Genomic DNA, 19,049 nt, shown 5'->3' on the forward strand with positions numbered 1-19,049 from the left:
AGGAGGGACCTGCAATTTGCAGGTCCCTTCTTGCGCGAGTAGGCATGTACTCATGGTTACTGCTGCTGCCTATGCCGCGACGTCCGCTGACGGCCCCCTCGAGAAGACCACCATCGAACGACGCGAGCTCGGTCCACTCGACATTCTCATCGACATCAAGTTTGCCGGAATCTGCCACTCCGACATCCACACCGCCCGAAACGAGTGGGGCGGAGCCAAATACCCGATCGTTCCCGGACACGAAATCGCCGGCGTCGTCGCCGCCGTGGGTTCCGAAGTCACCAAGCACAAGGTCGGTGACCGCGTCGGCGTCGGCTGTTTTGTCGACTCGTGCGGGGAATGCGATGCCTGCGTCGCCGGGGAAGAGCAGTACTGCCGCAAGGGTGTGACCGGTACGTACAACGCCACCGGCCGCGACGGCGAGCGCACTCAGGGCGGGTACTCGACGCACATCGTCGTCACCGAGCACTTCGTTCTGTCGATTCCCGACGGTATCGAACTCGACGCCGCGGCGCCGCTTCTGTGCGCCGGCATCACGTTGTACTCGCCACTGCGGCATTGGAAAACCGGGCCGGGCACGAAGGTTGCGATCATCGGCTTCGGTGGTCTCGGCCACGTCGGTGTGAAGATCGCCAAAGCGATGGGCGCCGAGGTCACGGTCCTGAGTCAATCACTGAGCAAGCAGGACGACGGTCTGCGTTTCGGTGCGGATCACTACTACGCCACCAAGGATCCCGCGACGTTCAAGGCACTGCGCGGACAGTTCGACCTGATCCTCAACACCGTGTCGGTCAATCTCGACATCGATGCGTACATGTCTTTGCTTGCACTCAACGGAACCCTGGTCGAATTGGGATTGCCCGAGAAGCCGATCGAGGTGCGCGCGTTCTCCCTGGCCGCGAACCGTCGTAGCTTGGCCGGCAGCATGGTCGGCGGCATTCCGCAGACGCAGGAGATGCTGAACTTCTGCGCCGAACACGGCATCGGGGCCGAAATCGAACTCATTCCAGCAAGTGACATCAACGCCGCTTACGACCGCGTGGTCGCAAGCGACGTTCGCTACCGATTTGTCATCGACACGGCCACGATCTGAACACTGCTCGTCAGTCGAGTTGCTCGCGAAGGCTGCTGAGGGTCTTCGCGAGCAACCGCGACACATGCATCTGCGATACCCCGACTTTTTCGGCGATCTGCGTCTGTGTGAGATTGCCGAAGAACCGCAGCATCAACACGGTCCTCTCGCGGTCCGGCAACTTCTCGAGCAGCGGACGCAGAGCCTCGTGATTCTCGACATTTTCGAGGGCGGCGTCGTAATCACCCAGTGTCTCCACCAGAGGAAGGTCGTCGGTGTGATTGGATGCCGCACCGTCGACCGACACAGTCTGATAGGCGTTTCCGGCGATGAGCGCCTGGGCCACTTCTTCACGTTCGACGCCCAGTGTCGCCGCAAGTTCGTCAACGGTGGGAGCGTGCCCCAACTGCTGTGACAGTTCGCTGATCGCCTGGCCGAGTTGGAAGTGCAGTTCCTTCATGCGGCGAGGAACGCGGACTGCCCAACCGGTGTCTCGGAAGTGTCGACGTACTTCGCCCATGACCGTGGGGACGGCAAACGATACGAAATCGGATCCCCGACTGACATCGAACCGGTCGACCGCGTTGACCAGGCCGAGCCGTGCGACTTGAACAAGGTCGTCGTGTGCTTCGCCGCGGCCGTCGAATCGCCGGGCGATGTGCTCGGCCAACGGCAGGCAGCGCGTGATGAGTGCCGCTCGCACTCGTTCGTACTCGGTTCCCGACCGATCGAGGGTGCTCAGCTTCTCGAAAACTTCTATGACGTCTCGATACTCGTCTGTAGACCGACGACGCGGCCGCGGTGGGCCATGCTCGGGCGATGTCCCATGAGCGGACGATGTCACTGGCGCCTGCCGTCAGCTTTGGTGAACTTCATAGTCGTGATGTACCCGGCACCATTCGGATCTTCTTCTTGATCGAGGGAAATCGAGTCGGTGAGAGCGGTCAGGACGTGCCATCCGAAGGATCGCTGGTCAGCTCCGTCGGACACAGCTGTCGTGGTCGAGACCGAAATATGTAGCTGGGACGCCACATAGACAAATCGGCACACCAGCACAGAATCGGGGAGAGCTCGGACGATGAGATGCGTACAGATCTCATCCATGGCCAGCCTGATGTCGGCGATAGAGTCGAGATCGAAGTTCTCTTGAATTGCGACGGTCGCAGCGAGCGCCCGCAATATCGACAATTGGTCAAGGGTTGCCCGGATTCTCAACTCGACTACGGGTTGAGTGCGATCCTGATCGGGTTCGATTGCGCTGAGATGTTGCATGAGTTCTCCGGATCGTCGTACCAGGTGCCGGCCCCGGACGCTGGTGCGGTGAACCATACCGACCGATACGATCACAGACACCCCTATACAGAAAATATCTACGCCGGTGCGCAGACGCTTTATGGGGATTACCTCTTATCGGTCCACTTCAAACCAAAGGTTTGGGGCAATCCAAACCAGAGGTTTGTGGCAGTTCAACCAGGGGTTGTCGCAGTTCACGCCACCGCGGTGCAGAATCTCGGCCACCAGTTCGTGCTCCGCGACCGAACCGAACGCTCGAACTGCGGTTGTGACGGCCGTCATCTCGGGGTACTGTTCCAACCGAGGTTGAGCACACAGCCGATGAGGGATAATCCATTGATAATGGGCCCGATATCGCGTGCGCCCCTGATGGATGTCCCCCGTTTCTTTGCACAGTGTATGCCGTTGCGGGATGGGAGAACCATGACTGTTGTTCCAAAATCATCTGTTCCAGGATCACCTGTTTCTGGGAAGCCGAAACCAGGCTTCTCCTATGCAGGTAGAGGTTCGCTCGACTACGGTCCGCCGCCATCGGCGACGTCCACCGCCTCATTTCGTGCGCACAAGGTCAGTGCCAGTACGGTCGTGGTATCCGTTCACGGCGAAATCGACTTGTTGAGCGTCAACACATTCCGCGATTATCTGTCCACCCAGGTTGCGCCGGATCGGACCCTGGTTGTCGACATGTCGGATCTCGAATTCATGGGTATGTGCGGGTTGTCGTCGTTGTCGATCCTCGCCACGCTCACCCGCGATGCCGGCGGTGCCCTTGCCTTGATCTGTGGTCGACCGGTTCAGCGTCTCCTCAAAGCTGCCGGCCAGGAATCCATGTTCGACTGCTACACCTCGTTGGAGCACGCAGTCGGCTTGGGCGAAACCAAACGCTTCCTTGCCTGAAAGGCGCCGAGTCGCACAGCATTCAAGCTATTCACAGTCATTCAAGCTATTCACAGTAAGGAGTATCGGGTCGCTCACCGAGCTACTTCGCTTCGGTGAGCGACTCTGTGCGCCCGAGCACGGGGCGGCGCGGTAACGCAGCGACCATAGGTCCGCACCACTTCGCCCGCGACGTGTTCCCACGAGTACGATTCGCACATCCGGGCCCGGCCCGCGCGGGAGAACAGAGCGCCTTCCTCGGCGTTGTCGAGCAAATGCCGCACAACCCTCGCGGTCTGCTTGGGATTGTCGACCGGAACGCGGTGTCCGGTCAGCCCGTCGACCACGGTGTCTCGCAGTCCGCCGACCGGGGTTGCGACAACGGGAACCCCGCAGGCCATAGCCTCGAGTGCGACTATGCCGAACGGTTCGTAGCGGGCCGTGCAGAGAAGTGCATCCGCCGACCGCATCAATTTCGGTAGCGCATGATGCGGAACGCGGCCGAGAAGTTTCACCCGATCCTCGACGCCCAGTCGTTCAGCGAGTTTCTGCAACTGCGTTGCGACCTCGTCGGTCGGCAGACCTGACGACGGCGGGCCACCTGCCACTACCAACTCGGTATCGGGCAACGACGCCAGAGCAGCAACGGCGATGTCGAATCCCTTCTGCTCTACCAACCTTCCGACGCACAACAATCGGTGCGGTGCGTTTCGTTTTGCCCGCGGCCCCTCGGGGGTGAAGTGGTCGATGTCGACGCCGGACGGAACCATGGTTGTCCGCGAGCGAGGCGAGCCGAGTCGGACAAGATCGAATACCTCGTCGGAACTCGTCGCGATGACATGCGTTGCACCTTTGGCGACCAACTGCTCCAGATGGGAACGCTCCGAGGGGTTTTCGTCGGACAAACCGAGATGGCGCCGCTCCGTGATACCGAGTGAATGGAATGTTTGCAAAACCGGAATGCCGAGGATCCGCGTTGCCAATTCCGTCGCGATACCCGACATCCAAAAATGAGCGTGTACAACGTCCGGTCGATCCAGAGTCCACAGATTGCGTAGTTCGCCGCCGAACTCGCCGAGATACTGCAGCAGTTCCTTGTCGCTCAGCGCATGCTGCGGACCGGCTTCGGCATACACGACGGTGTAACCGCCACGCGCGCGAACACGGTCGGGACCGTGTGCACTCTGCCGCCGCGTGTATACGGTTACGTCATGGCCCGCGCGAACGAGCGCCGATGACAGTTCGTCGACGTGCAGATGCTGGCGTCCGGCAACGGAATTGCCCACTTGAGCCAGTGGGTCCGCGTTGACCGACACCATGGAGATATTGAGCATTCGTCCGGGTGCGATGGCGGGCGAATAAGTCATCTGGGCACCTCTCGGTTGACTGTTTCGTCTTCGGATACCCGCAGCGCATGATCTGAACCGGGTTTCGCTGCGCCCCGGGATGGGCACATTTCAAGCACGCAAGGTGAGGAGTGGATCGATGACCGAACAGGTGCTTGTCGACGCGAATGTGGGGCTCGGATTCCAGCGGTACATCCAGTCGGTGGCCGAGGGCGTCGGCGCAGGAATCGAGCAATGGTGCTGCCGGGGTGAGCATCCGATGGAGGCGTATATCGCCCTCGATCGAGAGGTGCCACGCTTTCCCGGCCGGGAAGTTGCATTGCTGTGGGAGGAGACATGCGGTTGGGCGTTGGCAGTGGAAACCCGATCGGGTGAGGATCTGATCGTTCTCGGCTATCTAGGGGACGACGCAGTTCCGGCTCCGGACGCGGTCGCAGCATTCGGAGCGAGCGTCGGTACCCCCGATGCCCGGATGCGCCGACGCGCGTCGTGGACCAACGATCGTCCGCTGGCAGATTCGGATCGTACTGCGCGCCTGCTCCGCCAGTACGGTCACGACGCGCATTGAAAACTGACGCGCACTGAACTTCGGATCCGCTAATTCACTACGTTCAGCGCCGGATCGAGGACCGGCGCTGCCGCAGCCTTCGTGTCGAAATCGTCCATCAGCCGGAACACGATGTGCCCGCCGATTGCGCCGCCGACACCTATTGCGCTCAACCCGACCAGGGAGAGCAACCGCGCGAGTGGAGGAGGCGGGGAATCGTTGCTGCGCAAGAAGTACGACACCAGGAAAGCGTCGATTCCTATCGCGTTGCTCGCGGCGTGAACCAGCCCGACGCGGCGCGCGATCGTGTTGCGTTCAGACCAATCGAGCCAGCCGGTGATGAGGGCGGGCGGTGTCGAGACCAGTCCGAGCAGGATCAGGTTGCGCACTGTTTTCGGTTCTCGCGCAACATAATCGAACACAACAGACGACGTCCACGCTCCGATGGGGATGGCCACCAGTGCAGGATGCAGCGGGTGCTCGACCGGTGACCCGCGAAGGATCGACGCGACTTTGCGCGTGGTCGGCGAGTGTGAGGCAGCGTCGAGAATTCTTCGCTGAAGACCTGTGGACGGACCGTCCAGTTGGTCCGCGGATTCGATTCTGCGGAAAAGGTTTCCGATATTCATGTAATTCGGCTACCCCAGGTGCGGCCAGGGAAACACGCTTGAAAGACCACAGGCCTGCGGCGTACGGTCGAATCGAAAGAGATCCGACCCGAGGAGCCATCATGAAGCTCAATCTCTTTGCGGCGTGGGCGTCGTACTTCCTGGTGCTGGTCACCGTCGTCTGTCTGGGCGGATTCCTTGTCGCCGCCGGATCGGGCAACGGTATGTGGGCGATCATCGCCGGATTGACAGGCGTCGGCTGCATCGTTCTTGCGGTTGCCCTGTACGCCGGAACCGTCCGCCACGATCACAAGGTGCACCGCGAATCGCCGCACCTGTTCTGAGCCGGTATCAGGACTCGGCGAGTCGAGCCTTCTCGATCTCGACGTCGAAATCGGCTGGCGGCCATGACAGGTCGAGGTTCTCGAACGCGTCGATCAGCAGCTCGGTGACGGCGATGCGGCTGTACCACTTGCGATCGCACGGCACGACGTACCACGGGGCGTGCTCCGTGGACGTCTTGTCGAGCATCGCCTGATAGGCCTCTTGATAGGCGGGCCACAGTTTCCGTTCGGTCACGTCGCCCGGGTTGTACTTCCAGTACTTCTCCGGCCGGTCGAGTCGCTCCTGGAGACGCTTCTTCTGCTCGTCCAATGACACGAACATGGCGACCTTGACGATGGTGGTGCCGGCGTCGACGAGTTCCTTCTCGAACTGATTGATCTCGTCGTACCGAGCTCCCCACACATCCGGCGGCACAAGATCGTGGACACGCACCACAAGGACCTCCTCGTAGTGGGAGCGGTCGAACACTCCGAGATAACCGCCGCGGGGGAGTTGCTTCTTGATCCGCCACAGGTAGTGATGCTGCTTTTCCTCGTCCGTCGGAACCCCGAACGACGCATGGTCGACGCCCTGAGGATCGACGTGCCCCACGACGTGACGCACCATTCCACCCTTGCCCGAGGTGTCCATTCCTTGTAGTACGAGGAGGACCGATCGCGTGTCGCCCGAACGTCCGTTGGCGTACAACATTTCCTGCAAGCCGGACAGCACGGCGCCGCGTTCTTCGAGGAGACGCTCGCCGTCAGCCTTCTTCCCGGTGAATCCCGGAGTGCTGTTGCGGTCGAGACCGTCGAGATCGAAGCCAGGCTCTGATCGGAGGATGGTCACGGCCGGTGTTTCCCACAGCGAGTCGTCTGTCATACCCGGAGACTGTGCCACAGCCGAGGTGGCGTGCGTGGGAACTTCAGGCTCAGTCGTTCTCGGGTGCGATCAGCGGATGCGGCATGGATTTGAACTTGGCCGGTGAACCCTTGACTGCGGCGATACCGGTGATTCCGCCCCACGTCATCATAGTCAGGTAGTCGATCAACGATTCGGCGGACATCGACTTGTTGGAGATCCACCAATGCGTCGCCAACTGGATGCCGCCGACGATGCCGTACGCCCACGGCAGCGATCCGCCGGAATCCATTTCCATCTCGCGCAGGCGATTGCCCAGCACCGTCGACAAGAGTTCGGCGATCATGCGCTCCGAGTCGGCCACGACGTCACGACTTGCGCCGGCTCCGTTTGCCATGACATAGAGGTAGATCGCCGGGTCCGACGCCACAGTCTCGACGTACGCGGTGATCGTGGCGTGTGTCAGTTCGAAATCGTCGAGTTCGTCGCTGATGGCCTGATAGATGCGCGGCGCGAGAATTGTCTCGACGTACCGCATCATCGTGGCAGTCGTCAGGTCACTCTTGTCGGTGAAGTAGCGGTAGAGAACGGTCTTGGAGACTCCGATTTCGGACGCGATCTCATCCATGCCGATTTCACGGCCACGCGCACGGATCGCTGCGATGGTGCCGTCGACAAGCTCTTCGCGTCGGGCGATCTTGTGCTCGCGCCAGCGCCGTTTGCGTCCGTCGGACTTCTCGGGCTTCGTGTCAGCGACAACTGGGCCGTCTACCTGCTCGTTGTCCTGCACAGCGTTCTTAGCCACGGGGTATCTCATATCTGTGGTGCGATCCACGTCCGAGCGGTCTCATTCCGTTTCAGCTTAGTGTCCGGGCAATTACGGTGGGCACGCACCTGCGGCTTCGACGCGCCCGAGGCGAGCTTTCGGCACAATGGCAAGGGTGCAGCAATTGAGCGTTAACGCTTTCGACTCGGCTTTCGGCGACGATGCCAAGCGTCGGGACCTCCGCAAGATGAAGTTCTTCGCGACTGGTCTCCTCGGTTTCGCGACGGTCGTCTATCTGTTCTGTCGATGGCAGGAATCCCGCGGAGCGGGCGAGTGGGTCGGGTACGTGCGGGCGGCGTCCGAGGCGGGCATGGTCGGCGCGTTGGCCGACTGGTTTGCCGTCACGGCACTGTTTCGCCATCCGATGGGGATACCGATTCCGCACACCGCGATCATCAAACGCAAGAAAGACCAGCTCGGGGCTAGTTTGAGTTCGTTTGTCGGTCAGAACTTCCTGGCCCCCGACGTTGTGTCCGCGAAGGTGAAGCAAGCGCAGATACCGCTGCGACTCGGTACGTGGATGGCCGAGCGGGACAATGCGGCGCGTGTTGCCGCGGAGACGTCGACGATCCTGCGCGGTCTGGTCGAGGTGCTGCGCGACGAGGATATCGCGCAGGTCATCGACCACACGATCGTCAAGCGTTTGGCGGAGCCGATGTGGGGCCCACCGATCGGCCGGGTGCTCGGTGAGCTTCTGAAGGAAAACAAGCAACTGCCGATCATCGAACTGCTGGCCGAACGCGCCCATCAGTGGGCACTCGGAAGTCAGGAGACCATCGATCGGGTGATCGTCCGGGATTCGCCGGCGTGGTCTCCGAAATTTGTCGATGCGATGCTCGGCGAGAAGATCTACAAGGAACTGGTCGAGTTCACGTGGAAGGTCAGGGCAAATCCCGAGCACGAGGTGCGGCTCGCGGCCAATCGCTTCCTGATCGATTTTGCGGATGATCTGCAGAACGATCCGGAGACGATCAAGAAGGCCGAAGGCATCAAGGCCGAGATCATGGGGCGCGAGGAAGTTACCGGACTCGCGTCGGCGACGTGGAAGGTCGCGAAGCGGCTGATCATGGAATCGGTCGACGACCCCAACAGCACTCTGCGGACCAAGGTTGCCGAGAACGTCGTCGGATTGGGCATCCGCCTGCGCGACGACGAGTCGATGCGCGGCAAGGTCGACGGGTGGTTGGCCGCAGGCACGACGTACATCGCGGAGAACTACACCGACGAGATCACCGGCGTCATCAGTGACACCGTCGAGCGCTGGGACGCCGAGGAAGCAAGTCGGAAGATCGAGCTCCAGGTCGGTCGCGATCTCCAATTCATCCGCATCAACGGCACGGTGGTCGGTGCGATAGCGGGTCTGTTCATCTACACCGTGTCGACGCTGATTTTCGGTTAGCAGTGGCTCCTCGAATGTGACGTGCGCCCTACTGCTAGCAGTAGTGCTTGCAATAGTTAGCACCCTCTCTTACTCTGGGAAATGTCCACAGGAAAGGGAAGGCGCAATGTCTGCGAAGTCGACGGACTCCGATGAAGGGGAACGTGAATCATCCGGTGCCGCAGCCGGAGCCAGTGACTTGGCAGCGCGCGTCGTCAGCTCTGCGGCACATGACATCGGGGGATTCATTCGTGCGCAGCGCGAAGCCGCACAAGTCTCGATGCGCCAACTTGCGCAGCTCGCCGGTGTAAGCAATCCGTACCTCAGTCAGATCGAACGAGGGTTACGGAAACCGTCCGCCGACGTGCTCGCGCAAATAGCAAAAGGGCTCCGAGTGTCTTCGGAAGTCCTCTACGTCCAGGCCGGATATCTCGAACAACGGCCACACAGTCCGATCCGTGACGCCGTACTCGCAGACACCTCCATCAGCGAGCGACAGAAACAAGTGCTGCTCGAGATCTACGACTCGTTCTGTCGGGAGAACGATTCGACGCGGCCCGCTGCAGTAGCCCAGAGCGCAGCCCCCACCACACATCCGGACTCAGACCTCCCAGAAGGAGAACACCATGACCGATAAGACCGCCATCGACAACGTCAAGACCTCAATCTACGCCGCAGTCGGAGCCGGCGATCTCGTCGTCCAGGCCGTTGCCGACGTTGTTGCCCAGGTTCGTGAGCGCGCCGAGACCAGCCAGGACGAGGTTACCGGCCGCGTCGACGGTGCGCGTGAAAAGTTCGCCGCAGTGCAGGGCGACGTCGTGGAAAGCGTTGAGGCTCTTCGTGAGCGTCTCGCCGGCCTGCCGTCCGAGCTGCCCGAGGAGCTTGCCGAGCTGCGCGAGAAGTTTGCACCCGAGGAGCTCCGCAAGGTTGCCGAGGCCTACCTCAAGGTTGCAGGCGATCTGTACAACTCGCTGGCAGAGCGCGGCGAAGATGCGGTTGAGCGCATCCGCAAGCAGCCGGCCGTCGAAGAGGGTATCGCCGCTGCGGAGTCCGCTCTCGGTGACGCCGTCGAGCTGACCGAAGACGCACTCGGAACTGTTGCCCGTCAGACCCGCGCCGTGGGCGAGCAGGCTGCCAAGCTGGCCGGTCGCGCTGCCGGACGCATTTCCGATACCGCTGAAGAGGTTGGCGAGAAGATCGCCGACGCCGGTGAGAAGATCGCCGATGTGGGTGACGAAGCTGCGCTCAAGGTCCTCGACCTCGGCGACCAGGCAGACGAGGCTTCCAAGGAAGCTGCAGCTCGCGTGACCGCTGCCGCATCCGATGTCCAGGAGCGCGCAACCGCCGCCAAGAAGGCTGAACCCGCGAAGGCTGCACCGGCCAAGGCCGCCCCGGCGAAGGCTGCACCGGCGAAGGCCGCTCCCGCCAAGGCTGCTGCACCGACCAAGGCTGCACCGACCAAGAAGGCTTGATCGGCTGGATCGAACAGTAAGAAGGCTCCTGCGCTCTCGGGTGTGGGAGCCTTCTGTTCGTGATGTCGGACTACGGAAACTAGGATGTAAGACGTGGTAGCTGTGGATGGCATTATCGGCCTGATTTTTCTCGCACTGAAGTTGCTTGCCTTGGCAGGTGCTGTCTTCGCGATCGTGCATGCCGTGCGGCAGCGCCCTGACGCGTTCACCGCAGTCAACAAGCTGACCAAGCCGATCTGGCTGGGCATCCTTGTCGTGGCGGCTTTGGTGCTGTTGGTGACGTCTCCGGTGGGAATGCTGGGCATCATCGCGGTAGTCGCAATCTGCGTTTATCTCGTAGACGTGCGGCCTCGCGTGGACGACATCCAGCGCGGTCCTCGCTGGTAGCGCGTTTTTCGCAGTTCGGCCCCCGCGGAGTGGCACTATGCGGTGCTATTGTGGGTTAACGGCAGTCACACATAGATTGTCGGTCCTCGTGGGGAGTGAACTGCGATGTCTGTCGAGCCTGACCGATCCAAGAACGATCGGCGCCAATCCCGACTGACCCGTGCCGGTGACCGCCAGGACACGGCGTCCAAGCTCCTCGCCTCAGCTGCCCGCACCTCCTACGATCCGTTGATCGAGATCGACTGGGAAGCGCCCGTCCCGGACGACCTGTACGGGATGAGTCCCGAATGGTGCAGCCTCTACGGCACACCGATGTGGGACGAGATGACGCAGCAACAACGCATCACCCTCACCATCCACGAAGCAGCCAGCATCGCGGGCACCGGCATCTGGTTCGAAATGATCCTCATGCAGATGCTCGTCCGCGACATCTACTTCCACAATCCGTCCACAGCGCACGTGCAATTTGCGCTCACCGAAATCGCCGACGAATGCCGGCACTCCACGATGTTCGCGCGCTCAGCAGCCAAATTCGGCGTCCCGTCCTACCGGCCGAAGACCTGGATCCGCACCGCCGCACGCCCCTTCAAGGCAACGGCCACAGGATCCCTCGCCTACGGCGGAACACTGTTCGCCGAAGAAATTCTCGACATGATGCAACGCGAATTCATGCGAGACACGCGAGTCCAACCGCTGACCCGAACCGTCAGCAGAATCCACGTGGTCGAAGAAGCCCGCCACATCAGATTCGCCCGCGAGGAAACCGTCCGACGAGCAGCCCACATCACCCGGTTCCAGCAAGCCCGCATCCGGTTCGTCCTCGCCGTCATCGCATACTTCGTGGTCACCAGCCTCGTGAACAACAACGTTTACGCAGCCGCCGGACTGGACGCCGAAGCGGCAATCCACGCCGCGAAGAACAATGTCCACTACCACGACATGGTGCGTCGAGGATGCGCGAATACCGTCGAATTTCTTACCGAGGTCGGCCTGATCGGCGGCCCGTCCACGATGTTGCTGCGCCGAGCGCACATCATCTGACACTCAAATCATCCGTATCGAATTTCTTCGAATTCAGTCAGGGGTACATGCATGTCCAGCAGTTCGCGAACCACCACACTCCGGGTATTGGCCGGAGTTGCCGGAGCCGGAGCGCTTGCAGCAGCAGTCGCCGTTATCCGTCGTCGGAGCTCCACCAGGGGACTCACCCTCGTTGCCGACGTCGAACCAAACGCACTCCTGCAGACCCCGACCTTCAAAGCGGACATCAGTGAACTGACCACCGAAGACGGCGCGATCATCAACATCCGGGCCTACGGACCTGCCGACGGTGATCCGATTGTGCTGAGTCACGGCTGGACCTGCTCGACCGAATTCTGGTACCCACAGGTCAACGCATTAGCCGGCGAATACCGCGTCATCACGTACGACCAGCGCGGTCACGGACGCAGCACCGTCGGCACTCTCCCGCTGGGGCCCGACGTACTGGCCGACGACCTCTCGGCAGTGCTCGGAGCGACTGTCCGTGAAGACAAGAAAGCCGTCATCGTCGGACACAGCATGGGCGGAATGAGCATCATCGCGTGGGCCGGAAAGCACCCGGACGACGTCAAGAAGTACGCGTCGGCGGTGATGCTGGCCAGCACTGCGAGTGACCGTCTGATTGCCGAAACCACAGTGATTCCGCTGCCGGAACGCTTCCCGCGGGTACCGGTTCCGGTCGGCCGCGCCATCCTCAGCTCGCCCGTGCCATTCGTGTCCTCGGGCGCGATGACCAAGGCAATCCAGTACGTCTCGATGTCGCCCAACGCCACCAAAGCCGAAGTTCAGTTCTGCGAGAACATCGTTCGAGAGTGCAAGCCGCGCATTCGTGGCGGTTGGGGAGCGGCCCTGAGCACTCTCGACATTCACGAGGGTCTCGACAATCTCGAAGTGCCGACCACCGTTCTCGTCGGATCACTCGATCGGCTCACACCACCCGTCCACGCGCGCAAACTCGCGCAGGTGCTCGACGAAGCCGGCAACCTCGAACGGCTGATCGTGATTCCCGGCGTCGGTCACATGTCGTCCATCGAGAGCATCGACGAATTCGACCGCGAGATCGTGCGGTTGCGCAATCTCTAGCTCTAGCTAGCTGAACACCACAGTCTTGCGGCCGTGCACCAACACTCGATCCTCGAGGTGCCACCGCAATCCGCGGGAAAGAACAAGCTTTTCAATATCGCGACCCTGACGGACCATGTCGGCAACATCGTCGGCATGGTCGACGCGGATCACGTCCTGCTCGATGATCGGGCCGGCATCCAGTTCTGCGGTGACGTAGTGGCACGTCGCACCGATCAGCTTCACACCCCGAGCAAAAGCCTGGTGGTACGGGCGGGCCCCGATGAACGACGGCAAGAAGCTGTGATGAATGTTGATCGCGCGGCCCGCCCAGTGCTCACACAGTGACTGCGGCAGAACCTGCATGAACCGAGCCAGCACAACAGCGTCCGGATTATGTGCGTCGACCAGGGCGCGCACCTTCTCGAAGGACGGTCCGCGTTCGGCCGGGTCCTTGGCGAACGGAACGTGGTGGAAGTCGATCCCGTGACGCTCGGTCACGCTGCGCAAGTCCTCGTGGTTTCCGATGACGGCGCTGATTTCGGCTGGGAGCTCGCCACCCGCCGCGCGACCGAGGAGGTCGTGCAGGCAATGACCTTCCTTGCTCACGAGAAGCACGATCTTCTTGGGAGCCCCGGAATCGTGCAGCGTCCACTCGGTTTCGGGTCCGATCTCGGCCGCCACTGCTTTGAACCGATCACGCAGTTCCTCGATGCTGATGCCCACCGACGACGCCCGCACAGCCTGACGGGTGAAGAACCATCCGGTGTCTGCGTCAGCGTGATACGCAGCTTCGACGATCCAGCCACCGACATCGGTGAGGAAGGACGAAATGCGCGCGACGATACCCGTCGTATCGGGGCAGCCGAGGGAGAGTACGTAGCGTCGATCATCGGTCGACGGTGCAGCGGTCATGTCGTCTAGTCTCTCAGGTGTCGCAGTGCCGCTCGACGCATGGTCGTATGCCAAGCTTTCTTTCATGGCTCATGCTGCGCTCACTCGTTCACAGGTTGCTGCAATGGTCGACCACACCTTGCTCAAACCCGAAGCCACGGCCGCCGACGTGACGGCGCTGATCGACGAGGCTCGGGAGCTGGGTGTCCTCGCCGTGTGCGTCTCACCGTCGATGTTGCCGATTCGCGCCGACGGTCTGATTACCGCCGCAGTGGTCGGTTTTCCGTCCGGCAAGCATCACTCGCTGGTGAAGGGCGCCGAAGCGCGTCTCGCTGTTGATCAAGGTGCACGCGAAATCGACATGGTCATCGATGTCGGAGCCGCACTCGCTGGTGACTACAACGCTGTGCTTGCCGACGTACTCACGGTTCGTGAAGCGATGGGCGAGCGCGCGGTGCTGAAGGTGATCCTCGAAACTGCGGCATTGCCCGACGAAGCGATAGTCGAATGTTGCCGCGCGGCAGTGCATGCGGGCGCGAACTTTGTGAAAACTTCCACAGGCTTCCACCCCGCCGGCGGCGCCAGTGTTGAGGCTGTCGCGTTGATGGCCAAAACCGTCGGGCCATCGGTGGGAGTCAAGGCCAGCGGAGGAATCCGCACCACGCAGGCAGCGCTCGACATGATCGCTGCGGGTGCCACCCGCCTCGGACTTTCGGGAACTCGTGCTGTGCTTGACGGTCTGGGGGAGTAGCACCGGGTTGCCTTGATTCAGAATGGCGGTGGGTCGTTGCCGTAGTCGACGGGTTTGTGGGGCGCGTGTTTTCGGGGTGTGGGTTTCCGGCAGGCTGTCCGGCGTTTGCGTTCGGCCCGGATGCGGGCAGCCTTGTTCTCCAACCGAGTCCGTCGCCGGGTGCCGCCTTCCGGTGGCGGCGGTTCCTGCATGCCCGCGAGTAGCCCGGCTGCTCTGGTTCGGTAGCGATGCCCGGTCTGCGAGGTCAGGGTGATGCTGCGATCCGAATTCGGGTCGAGCTGCCAGGATCCGGAATGCTTGAGGCGGTGATGGTTCCGGCAGAACGCACTCAGATTCGACGCCACCGTCAGCCCACCGTTCGCGGGATCGGTGTGGTTGAACGGGTTGTTGTGGTCGAGGTCGCAGTTCCAGGCCGGGACATCGCAGTGCGGCCACTGGCAACTGCCCGCGAGGACGCGTAGCCAGGTGTCTAGTGCGGCGCCGGGACGGTAGACAAGCGCCGACGCCGACGCCGGCACAGGCTCTGGGGCCGGTTCAGGATCTGTCGGGACTCGTACTTCCCGCACCTGTGCATTCTTGGCGATGTCGCGGGCATGCTCGGCACTAATCACGCCGTACCCATCCAAATGGGCCGGCTCATCCGAGTCCGTATCCAGGGTGGTTTCGTACATCACCACATGCACGAACGGCCGACGCACAACGATCAGACCACTGCGGTCCTGCGGACAATCATCACGGCCACAATCACACACCAACACCGTCGACCCACCCACCAGCACACCCAACGCGTCAGCGCGGCGCTGCTCGTAGGTGCGGGAATCATGTCGGCAGACCGACATCGCCAATTCCCGCAACCGCCCGTCGAACGCCCAGGCCTGTTCGGCCGGGATACTGCCCAGGATGCGGGCCATCCCGTCTTCGGCGGCACTGACCCCAACGAACCTGTCGGCGAGGGCGCGGCGTCGGCGTTCCCGCAGTCCTTCCGGATCGACGCGGGCGACGATCCGATCGATCGCCGCCGTCAACCGCCGTCCCGTCAGGCCGGTCCCGCCGTCCACGGGCGGGGCCAAGACTTGCTCGAGGAGTAGCCGTTCGACCTCGTCGATCAACTCGTCGGAGACATTCGCGGTCGCTGATTCGATCAACGACACCCGGTAGAAGTCGAGTTCCCCGCGCGCCATCGCCGCCCGCGTGCGATGCAACCTCGTCTTGAGTGCAAAACCCAACCCGATGAGCTTCCTGGCCGCGGCGCGCCCCATCGTGAGCACCGCGCCGACCTCGGATTCGGCCAATTCGTGCGCCGACGACGTCCAGGCTCCGCCCTCGACATGCCCGGCGCTACGACGGGTGAAGAACTCCGCCACCACCGCCAGCTTCCGCTCGACCAACATCGCCTCACACGCATGCAACTCGGCCATCAAATCAACAAGGGCACAATCGGTTTCGGTACCACTCAGCTGCGCCGAGCGACCGAAAATCCCCACCCCCGGATCGAACATTCCGCAATCCTATTCGAAATTCTGTTCGAATTCGAGGGTTCCTCAAAATCAGTCGGATATGTCTGAATATTCCTCCATGGAAAGACATGTCAGCAGATCAAGAGTCTCATTCGTGGCGGAATGTCAGCGCTTAGGATCAAGTCATGCGTCTATCGGAGTACTCCGCGATCGCCGACCTTCCTCACCCGTTCCTCCTTGTCCGTGACGATGATTTATCAAGCGAAGTGATGATGGAAGGATCGCTGCTCTGCATCGGCGGTGTCATAAACGGAGCTGTACTGCGAACTGCGAAGGAACCCGGACCGGTTTCCGTAGCTGTCCAGCTTCGCGATTCCGTCAGCGAACTCGGCGAATTCGGCGACGAGTGGGATGTGATCGAAGAAGGAACCGTCCGCCTGCTCGGCCGGAATCCCCGCGTGCAAGGTCTGACAGGGGAGATAATCATCAACCTCGAATCCCTCGAACCTGGCACCTATCGGATCAGAGCTGGGGCGGCGCACCGCCTACGCGCCGACTCCGATACCCCTCGTGTACGAATCGAACTAGCGGAAACCGAGACCGACACACCAACGTCCACACTTCGCGACACCGACGGCCTGCGCTGCGAAACGGCGTACACCGAAAACTATCCAATCCTCCCCGAAGACCAGCCCCCTGTCTCGAAAACAGTCAGTACCGCAACAGTTTCCGAGACTTGGCAACGCATCACGGATTGGTGCGGACACCACGCCCCCGATGTCCTCGCTGCACTCGCCGATCCAGCCTCACAGCAGGACGTCGATGCGGTCGAGTCAGTGTTTCCTCGTCCGTGGCCCGACGACCTACGCAACTTCTATCGCCTGTACAACGGATTTCGCCCCGGGGATTGGGCGCAGATTCTTCCCGAACACGACCTACTCTCACTCGACAGTGTTCGTACCCTCCAAGAGGGACACCTTGCGCTGACGCACGAACTCGCTCACGAGGACCCGGACATCGCCCAGTTCATCACCGAACGTCAACCTGAACAACGCGACGCGGGGACTCCTGCCGGGGTGTACCTCGAATCGTTTGTGCCTATCGCTGAACGCGACGGCTACCTACTCGTGTGCGACACCCGAACCGGTCCGTTGCGCGGATGTATCACCGAGTATGGCCGCGACGCCGCCGATGACGCCGGTCCAGTGTGGCCGTCGTTGGCGGTCTTGCTCACTGAACTCGCGAATGCACTCGAATCTGGGACTCTGTTTCGGGGTCGTTGGCGACCTAACCCCGTGCAAGCAACGCTGACGTGGAGCTTCGAGGACTCCTGAACTTGCGCGCTTCCGCGTCAGGTGAGAATTCCGCAGCTGTCGGGAACCGCAGATGCATTCTGCGCCGATGCATTAGCGACAGGCATCGTGTATGCGCCGCCTTCGAGTGAAATCTTGATCGCGTCGTCGGTCACGGTGAGCTCTGTGGGCTTCATGTCCAGCGGGTAGGTCTGCAAGCTGTCCGTCAAAGTCTGGACGATGCCGTCGACAAGGTCGGTCGGCAGTCCGAAGCCCAGAATCTCGGCGCCGACGGTTTGCACGTCGACAACTCCGTTCGAGATGGTCGGCTTGACCGTGAGCTTTGCGAGGCCGGCAGGTCCGACGTCGAAGGCCAAAGTGCCGGCGGCGGAATCGGCCGTGACGCCGGTGACAAGCCCACCGAAGGTCTGTTCCTGGAGGGTGGCCAGGATTCCGGCAGTTGACCAGTTGACGTCGGCGCTCGAGCTTCCGATGGTTCCGCTGTTTCCGGCGGACGGTTGGAGATTGATGTCGTTGACCTTGGCGTGGACCTGCATTCCGGTGGCCGGCCCGAACGACGAATCGTCGCTGTCGATGGTGATGTACGGGACCTTTTTGTCGATGGCTTGGAGTAGAACGGGTTTCCAGCTCAAGCCCACGTCTACCTGTGAGCCGAGTTCACTCTGAAACTGGTCGGCCATGCAGCTTTTGACTTGATTGCGTACGTAGAGTTCGCCGCCGACAAGCGCTGCGACCAGTACAGCGATCACGACGAGCAGGATGATGAGCACACGATTGCGCGGGGGCGCGTTGTTTGCTGCGACAGTCATCTCAGGGATTCTTCCCGACGACTCTGAACGAACTCTGTGAATACGCGCTCATCCGATACTGTGATCTGAAACACAGAATGCCGTAGCCTGACGGGAAAGCGCTCCAGACGGTCACCGGAGGTGGTCATGGCTCCAGACTACGAAGCACTCGAATTGTTGGCACTGCGCCAATGCGGGTTTGTTGCGACGGATCAGGCCGCCGCCCTGGGTTTTTCCGGTCACGACTGGGACTGGCTCTTGGAATCCGGAACCTGGATTTCGGAGTGTCCGGGGCTGTTCCGACTGGATCGAGTACGCCGCACCGCGATGGACGAATTTGCCAAATGGTGCACGTGGTTTGCCGGCCGGGCAACCGTCTCGCACTACAGTGCTGCCGAACTTCACGGTCTCGGCCACTTGCAGCCACGGTTCATGCACCTGTCGGTCGGCGTACCCGTCTCAGCGCCAACCCGTCAGCTTGCGTTGCATCGGTGTTCACTCGCGGAATCGGAATGCGAGCAGTTCGGAGCCATCCGAATAACGACACCGGTGCGCACTGTCCTCGACATTGCATCGGGTGGCATTTCCCAGGAACTGCTCAACGAAGTGGTGTCGGACGGCGTCGCGATCGGTCGCCTCGACGCTCACGAGTTGTACCGCTCGTGTGAGAACGCCGCCGTCGATGTGGCTGTTCGAGTGGAGTTGGCGCTCACCGCGAGCTTGTAGACGGAACCGACTTCGGGCCGCCGCGAC

At 61.5% G+C, this 19,049-nt stretch carries 22 protein-coding genes; 13 read left to right on the plus strand and 9 right to left on the minus strand.

The window, feature by feature from the left end; translation table 11 throughout:
- Positions 1-52: 52 nt before the first annotated feature.
- On the plus strand, positions 53-1,093 hold the full coding sequence (locus ACFRFQ_RS03105; RefSeq protein ID WP_378652932.1) for an NAD(P)-dependent alcohol dehydrogenase: 1,041 nt from the start codon (positions 53-55) through the stop codon (positions 1,091-1,093).
- Positions 1,094-1,103: 10 nt separating this feature from the next.
- Here the strand turns inward: ACFRFQ_RS03105 and ACFRFQ_RS03110 are convergent, their stop codons facing one another.
- Together ACFRFQ_RS03110 and ACFRFQ_RS03115 are read right to left on the minus strand one after the other, a co-directional pair.
- Positions 1,104-1,916 (minus strand): SigB/SigF/SigG family RNA polymerase sigma factor, encoded by an 813-nt coding sequence (locus tag ACFRFQ_RS03110; RefSeq protein WP_378652935.1) that lies wholly within the window; start codon positions 1,914-1,916, stop codon positions 1,104-1,106.
- Positions 1,913-2,344: an ATP-binding protein gene (locus ACFRFQ_RS03115; RefSeq protein WP_378652937.1), complete on the minus strand. Its 432-nt coding sequence runs from the start codon at positions 2,342-2,344 to the stop codon at positions 1,913-1,915. The genes ACFRFQ_RS03110 and ACFRFQ_RS03115 overlap by 4 nt, the downstream gene beginning before the upstream one ends.
- A 444-nt stretch (positions 2,345-2,788) precedes the next feature.
- Here ACFRFQ_RS03115 and ACFRFQ_RS03120 point away from each other — a divergent pair, with 444 nt between their 5' ends.
- Positions 2,789-3,262 carry an STAS domain-containing protein gene (locus ACFRFQ_RS03120; protein ID WP_378652939.1) on the plus strand — a complete coding sequence of 158 codons (474 nt, stop codon included), beginning with the start codon at positions 2,789-2,791 and terminating at the stop codon, positions 3,260-3,262.
- A gap of 74 nt (positions 3,263-3,336) precedes the next feature.
- Here ACFRFQ_RS03120 and ACFRFQ_RS03125 read toward each other — a convergent pair whose 3' ends face one another.
- On the minus strand, positions 3,337-4,608 hold the full coding sequence (locus ACFRFQ_RS03125; RefSeq protein WP_378652942.1) for a glycosyltransferase: 1,272 nt from the start codon (positions 4,606-4,608) through the stop codon (positions 3,337-3,339).
- 118 nt (positions 4,609-4,726) lie between these two features.
- Between ACFRFQ_RS03125 and ACFRFQ_RS03130 the strand changes: the two genes are divergently transcribed.
- Entirely contained in the window at positions 4,727-5,155 is a 429-nt protein-coding gene (locus ACFRFQ_RS03130) for a DUF6292 family protein (RefSeq protein ID WP_378652944.1), read from the plus strand.
- A 29-nt stretch (positions 5,156-5,184) separates the two neighbouring features.
- Here the strand turns inward: ACFRFQ_RS03130 and ACFRFQ_RS03135 are convergent, their stop codons facing one another.
- Positions 5,185-5,763 carry a DUF2231 domain-containing protein gene (locus ACFRFQ_RS03135; RefSeq protein WP_378652947.1) on the minus strand — a complete coding sequence of 193 codons (579 nt, stop codon included), beginning with the start codon at positions 5,761-5,763 and terminating at the stop codon, positions 5,185-5,187.
- Between the two features lie 101 nt (positions 5,764-5,864).
- On the opposite strand from ACFRFQ_RS03135, the gene ACFRFQ_RS03140 reads away from it, so the two are divergent.
- Positions 5,865-6,086, plus strand: a complete 222-nt coding sequence (locus ACFRFQ_RS03140; protein ID WP_378652949.1) for a hypothetical protein — start codon at positions 5,865-5,867, stop codon at positions 6,084-6,086.
- 7 nt (positions 6,087-6,093) lie between these two features.
- Here the strand turns inward: ACFRFQ_RS03140 and ACFRFQ_RS03145 are convergent, their stop codons facing one another.
- Together ACFRFQ_RS03145 and ACFRFQ_RS03150 are read right to left on the minus strand one after the other, a co-directional pair.
- Positions 6,094-6,948 carry a polyphosphate kinase 2 family protein gene (locus tag ACFRFQ_RS03145; RefSeq protein ID WP_378652952.1) on the minus strand — a complete coding sequence of 285 codons (855 nt, stop codon included), beginning with the start codon at positions 6,946-6,948 and terminating at the stop codon, positions 6,094-6,096.
- A 49-nt stretch (positions 6,949-6,997) separates the two neighbouring features.
- Positions 6,998-7,732, minus strand: coding sequence for a TetR/AcrR family transcriptional regulator (locus ACFRFQ_RS03150; protein ID WP_378652955.1), 735 nt, complete (start codon positions 7,730-7,732; stop codon positions 6,998-7,000).
- Positions 7,733-7,868: 136 nt separating this feature from the next.
- Between ACFRFQ_RS03150 and ACFRFQ_RS03155 the strand changes: the two genes are divergently transcribed.
- The 6 genes from ACFRFQ_RS03155 (at position 7,869) to ACFRFQ_RS03180 (ending at position 13,114) form a co-directional block, all read left to right on the plus strand.
- Entirely contained in the window at positions 7,869-9,152 is a 1,284-nt protein-coding gene (locus tag ACFRFQ_RS03155) for a DUF445 domain-containing protein (RefSeq protein WP_378652957.1), read from the plus strand.
- A gap of 106 nt (positions 9,153-9,258) precedes the next feature.
- Positions 9,259-9,768 carry a helix-turn-helix domain-containing protein gene (locus ACFRFQ_RS03160; protein WP_378652960.1) on the plus strand — a complete coding sequence of 170 codons (510 nt, stop codon included), beginning with the start codon at positions 9,259-9,261 and terminating at the stop codon, positions 9,766-9,768.
- Positions 9,758-10,603: a heparin-binding hemagglutinin gene (locus ACFRFQ_RS03165; protein ID WP_138869806.1), complete on the plus strand. Its 846-nt coding sequence runs from the start codon at positions 9,758-9,760 to the stop codon at positions 10,601-10,603. Before ACFRFQ_RS03160 ends, ACFRFQ_RS03165 begins: the two co-directional genes overlap by 11 nt.
- Positions 10,604-10,696: 93 nt before the next feature.
- Positions 10,697-10,990 carry a DUF2516 family protein gene (locus ACFRFQ_RS03170; RefSeq protein ID WP_033235530.1) on the plus strand — a complete coding sequence of 98 codons (294 nt, stop codon included), beginning with the start codon at positions 10,697-10,699 and terminating at the stop codon, positions 10,988-10,990.
- 105 nt (positions 10,991-11,095) lie between these two features.
- Positions 11,096-12,031 (plus strand): diiron oxygenase, encoded by a 936-nt coding sequence (locus ACFRFQ_RS03175; RefSeq protein WP_378652963.1) that lies wholly within the window; start codon positions 11,096-11,098, stop codon positions 12,029-12,031.
- Positions 12,032-12,082: 51 nt separating this feature from the next.
- Positions 12,083-13,114 (plus strand): alpha/beta fold hydrolase, encoded by a 1,032-nt coding sequence (locus tag ACFRFQ_RS03180; RefSeq protein ID WP_378652966.1) that lies wholly within the window; start codon positions 12,083-12,085, stop codon positions 13,112-13,114.
- A gap of 6 nt (positions 13,115-13,120) precedes the next feature.
- On the opposite strand, the gene purU is transcribed toward ACFRFQ_RS03180, so the two are convergent.
- Positions 13,121-14,008, minus strand: coding sequence for a formyltetrahydrofolate deformylase (gene purU / locus ACFRFQ_RS03185; protein WP_378652968.1), 888 nt, complete (start codon positions 14,006-14,008; stop codon positions 13,121-13,123).
- A gap of 64 nt (positions 14,009-14,072) precedes the next feature.
- Between purU and deoC the strand changes: the two genes are divergently transcribed.
- Positions 14,073-14,738: a deoxyribose-phosphate aldolase gene (gene deoC, locus ACFRFQ_RS03190; protein WP_138873346.1), complete on the plus strand. Its 666-nt coding sequence runs from the start codon at positions 14,073-14,075 to the stop codon at positions 14,736-14,738.
- 17 nt (positions 14,739-14,755) lie between these two features.
- On the opposite strand, the gene ACFRFQ_RS03195 is transcribed toward deoC, so the two are convergent.
- Entirely contained in the window at positions 14,756-16,237 is a 1,482-nt protein-coding gene (locus ACFRFQ_RS03195; protein WP_378652971.1) for a DUF222 domain-containing protein, read from the minus strand.
- Positions 16,238-16,380: 143 nt separating this feature from the next.
- Between ACFRFQ_RS03195 and ACFRFQ_RS03200 the strand changes: the two genes are divergently transcribed.
- On the plus strand, positions 16,381-17,529 hold the full coding sequence (locus tag ACFRFQ_RS03200; RefSeq protein WP_378652974.1) for an SMI1/KNR4 family protein: 1,149 nt from the start codon (positions 16,381-16,383) through the stop codon (positions 17,527-17,529).
- A 17-nt stretch (positions 17,530-17,546) separates the two neighbouring features.
- On the opposite strand, the gene ACFRFQ_RS03205 is transcribed toward ACFRFQ_RS03200, so the two are convergent.
- Complete coding sequence (locus ACFRFQ_RS03205; RefSeq protein ID WP_378652976.1) at positions 17,547-18,317, minus strand: DUF2993 domain-containing protein; 771 nt, start codon at positions 18,315-18,317, stop codon at positions 17,547-17,549.
- A gap of 126 nt (positions 18,318-18,443) precedes the next feature.
- Between ACFRFQ_RS03205 and ACFRFQ_RS03210 the strand changes: the two genes are divergently transcribed.
- Positions 18,444-19,022 (plus strand): hypothetical protein, encoded by a 579-nt coding sequence (locus tag ACFRFQ_RS03210; protein ID WP_378652979.1) that lies wholly within the window; start codon positions 18,444-18,446, stop codon positions 19,020-19,022.
- The last annotated feature ends 27 nt before the right edge of the window (positions 19,023-19,049 follow it).

The organism is Rhodococcus sp. NPDC056743 (genome assembly GCF_042790355.1).
Lineage (GTDB): Bacteria > Actinomycetota > Actinomycetes > Mycobacteriales > Mycobacteriaceae > Rhodococcus_F.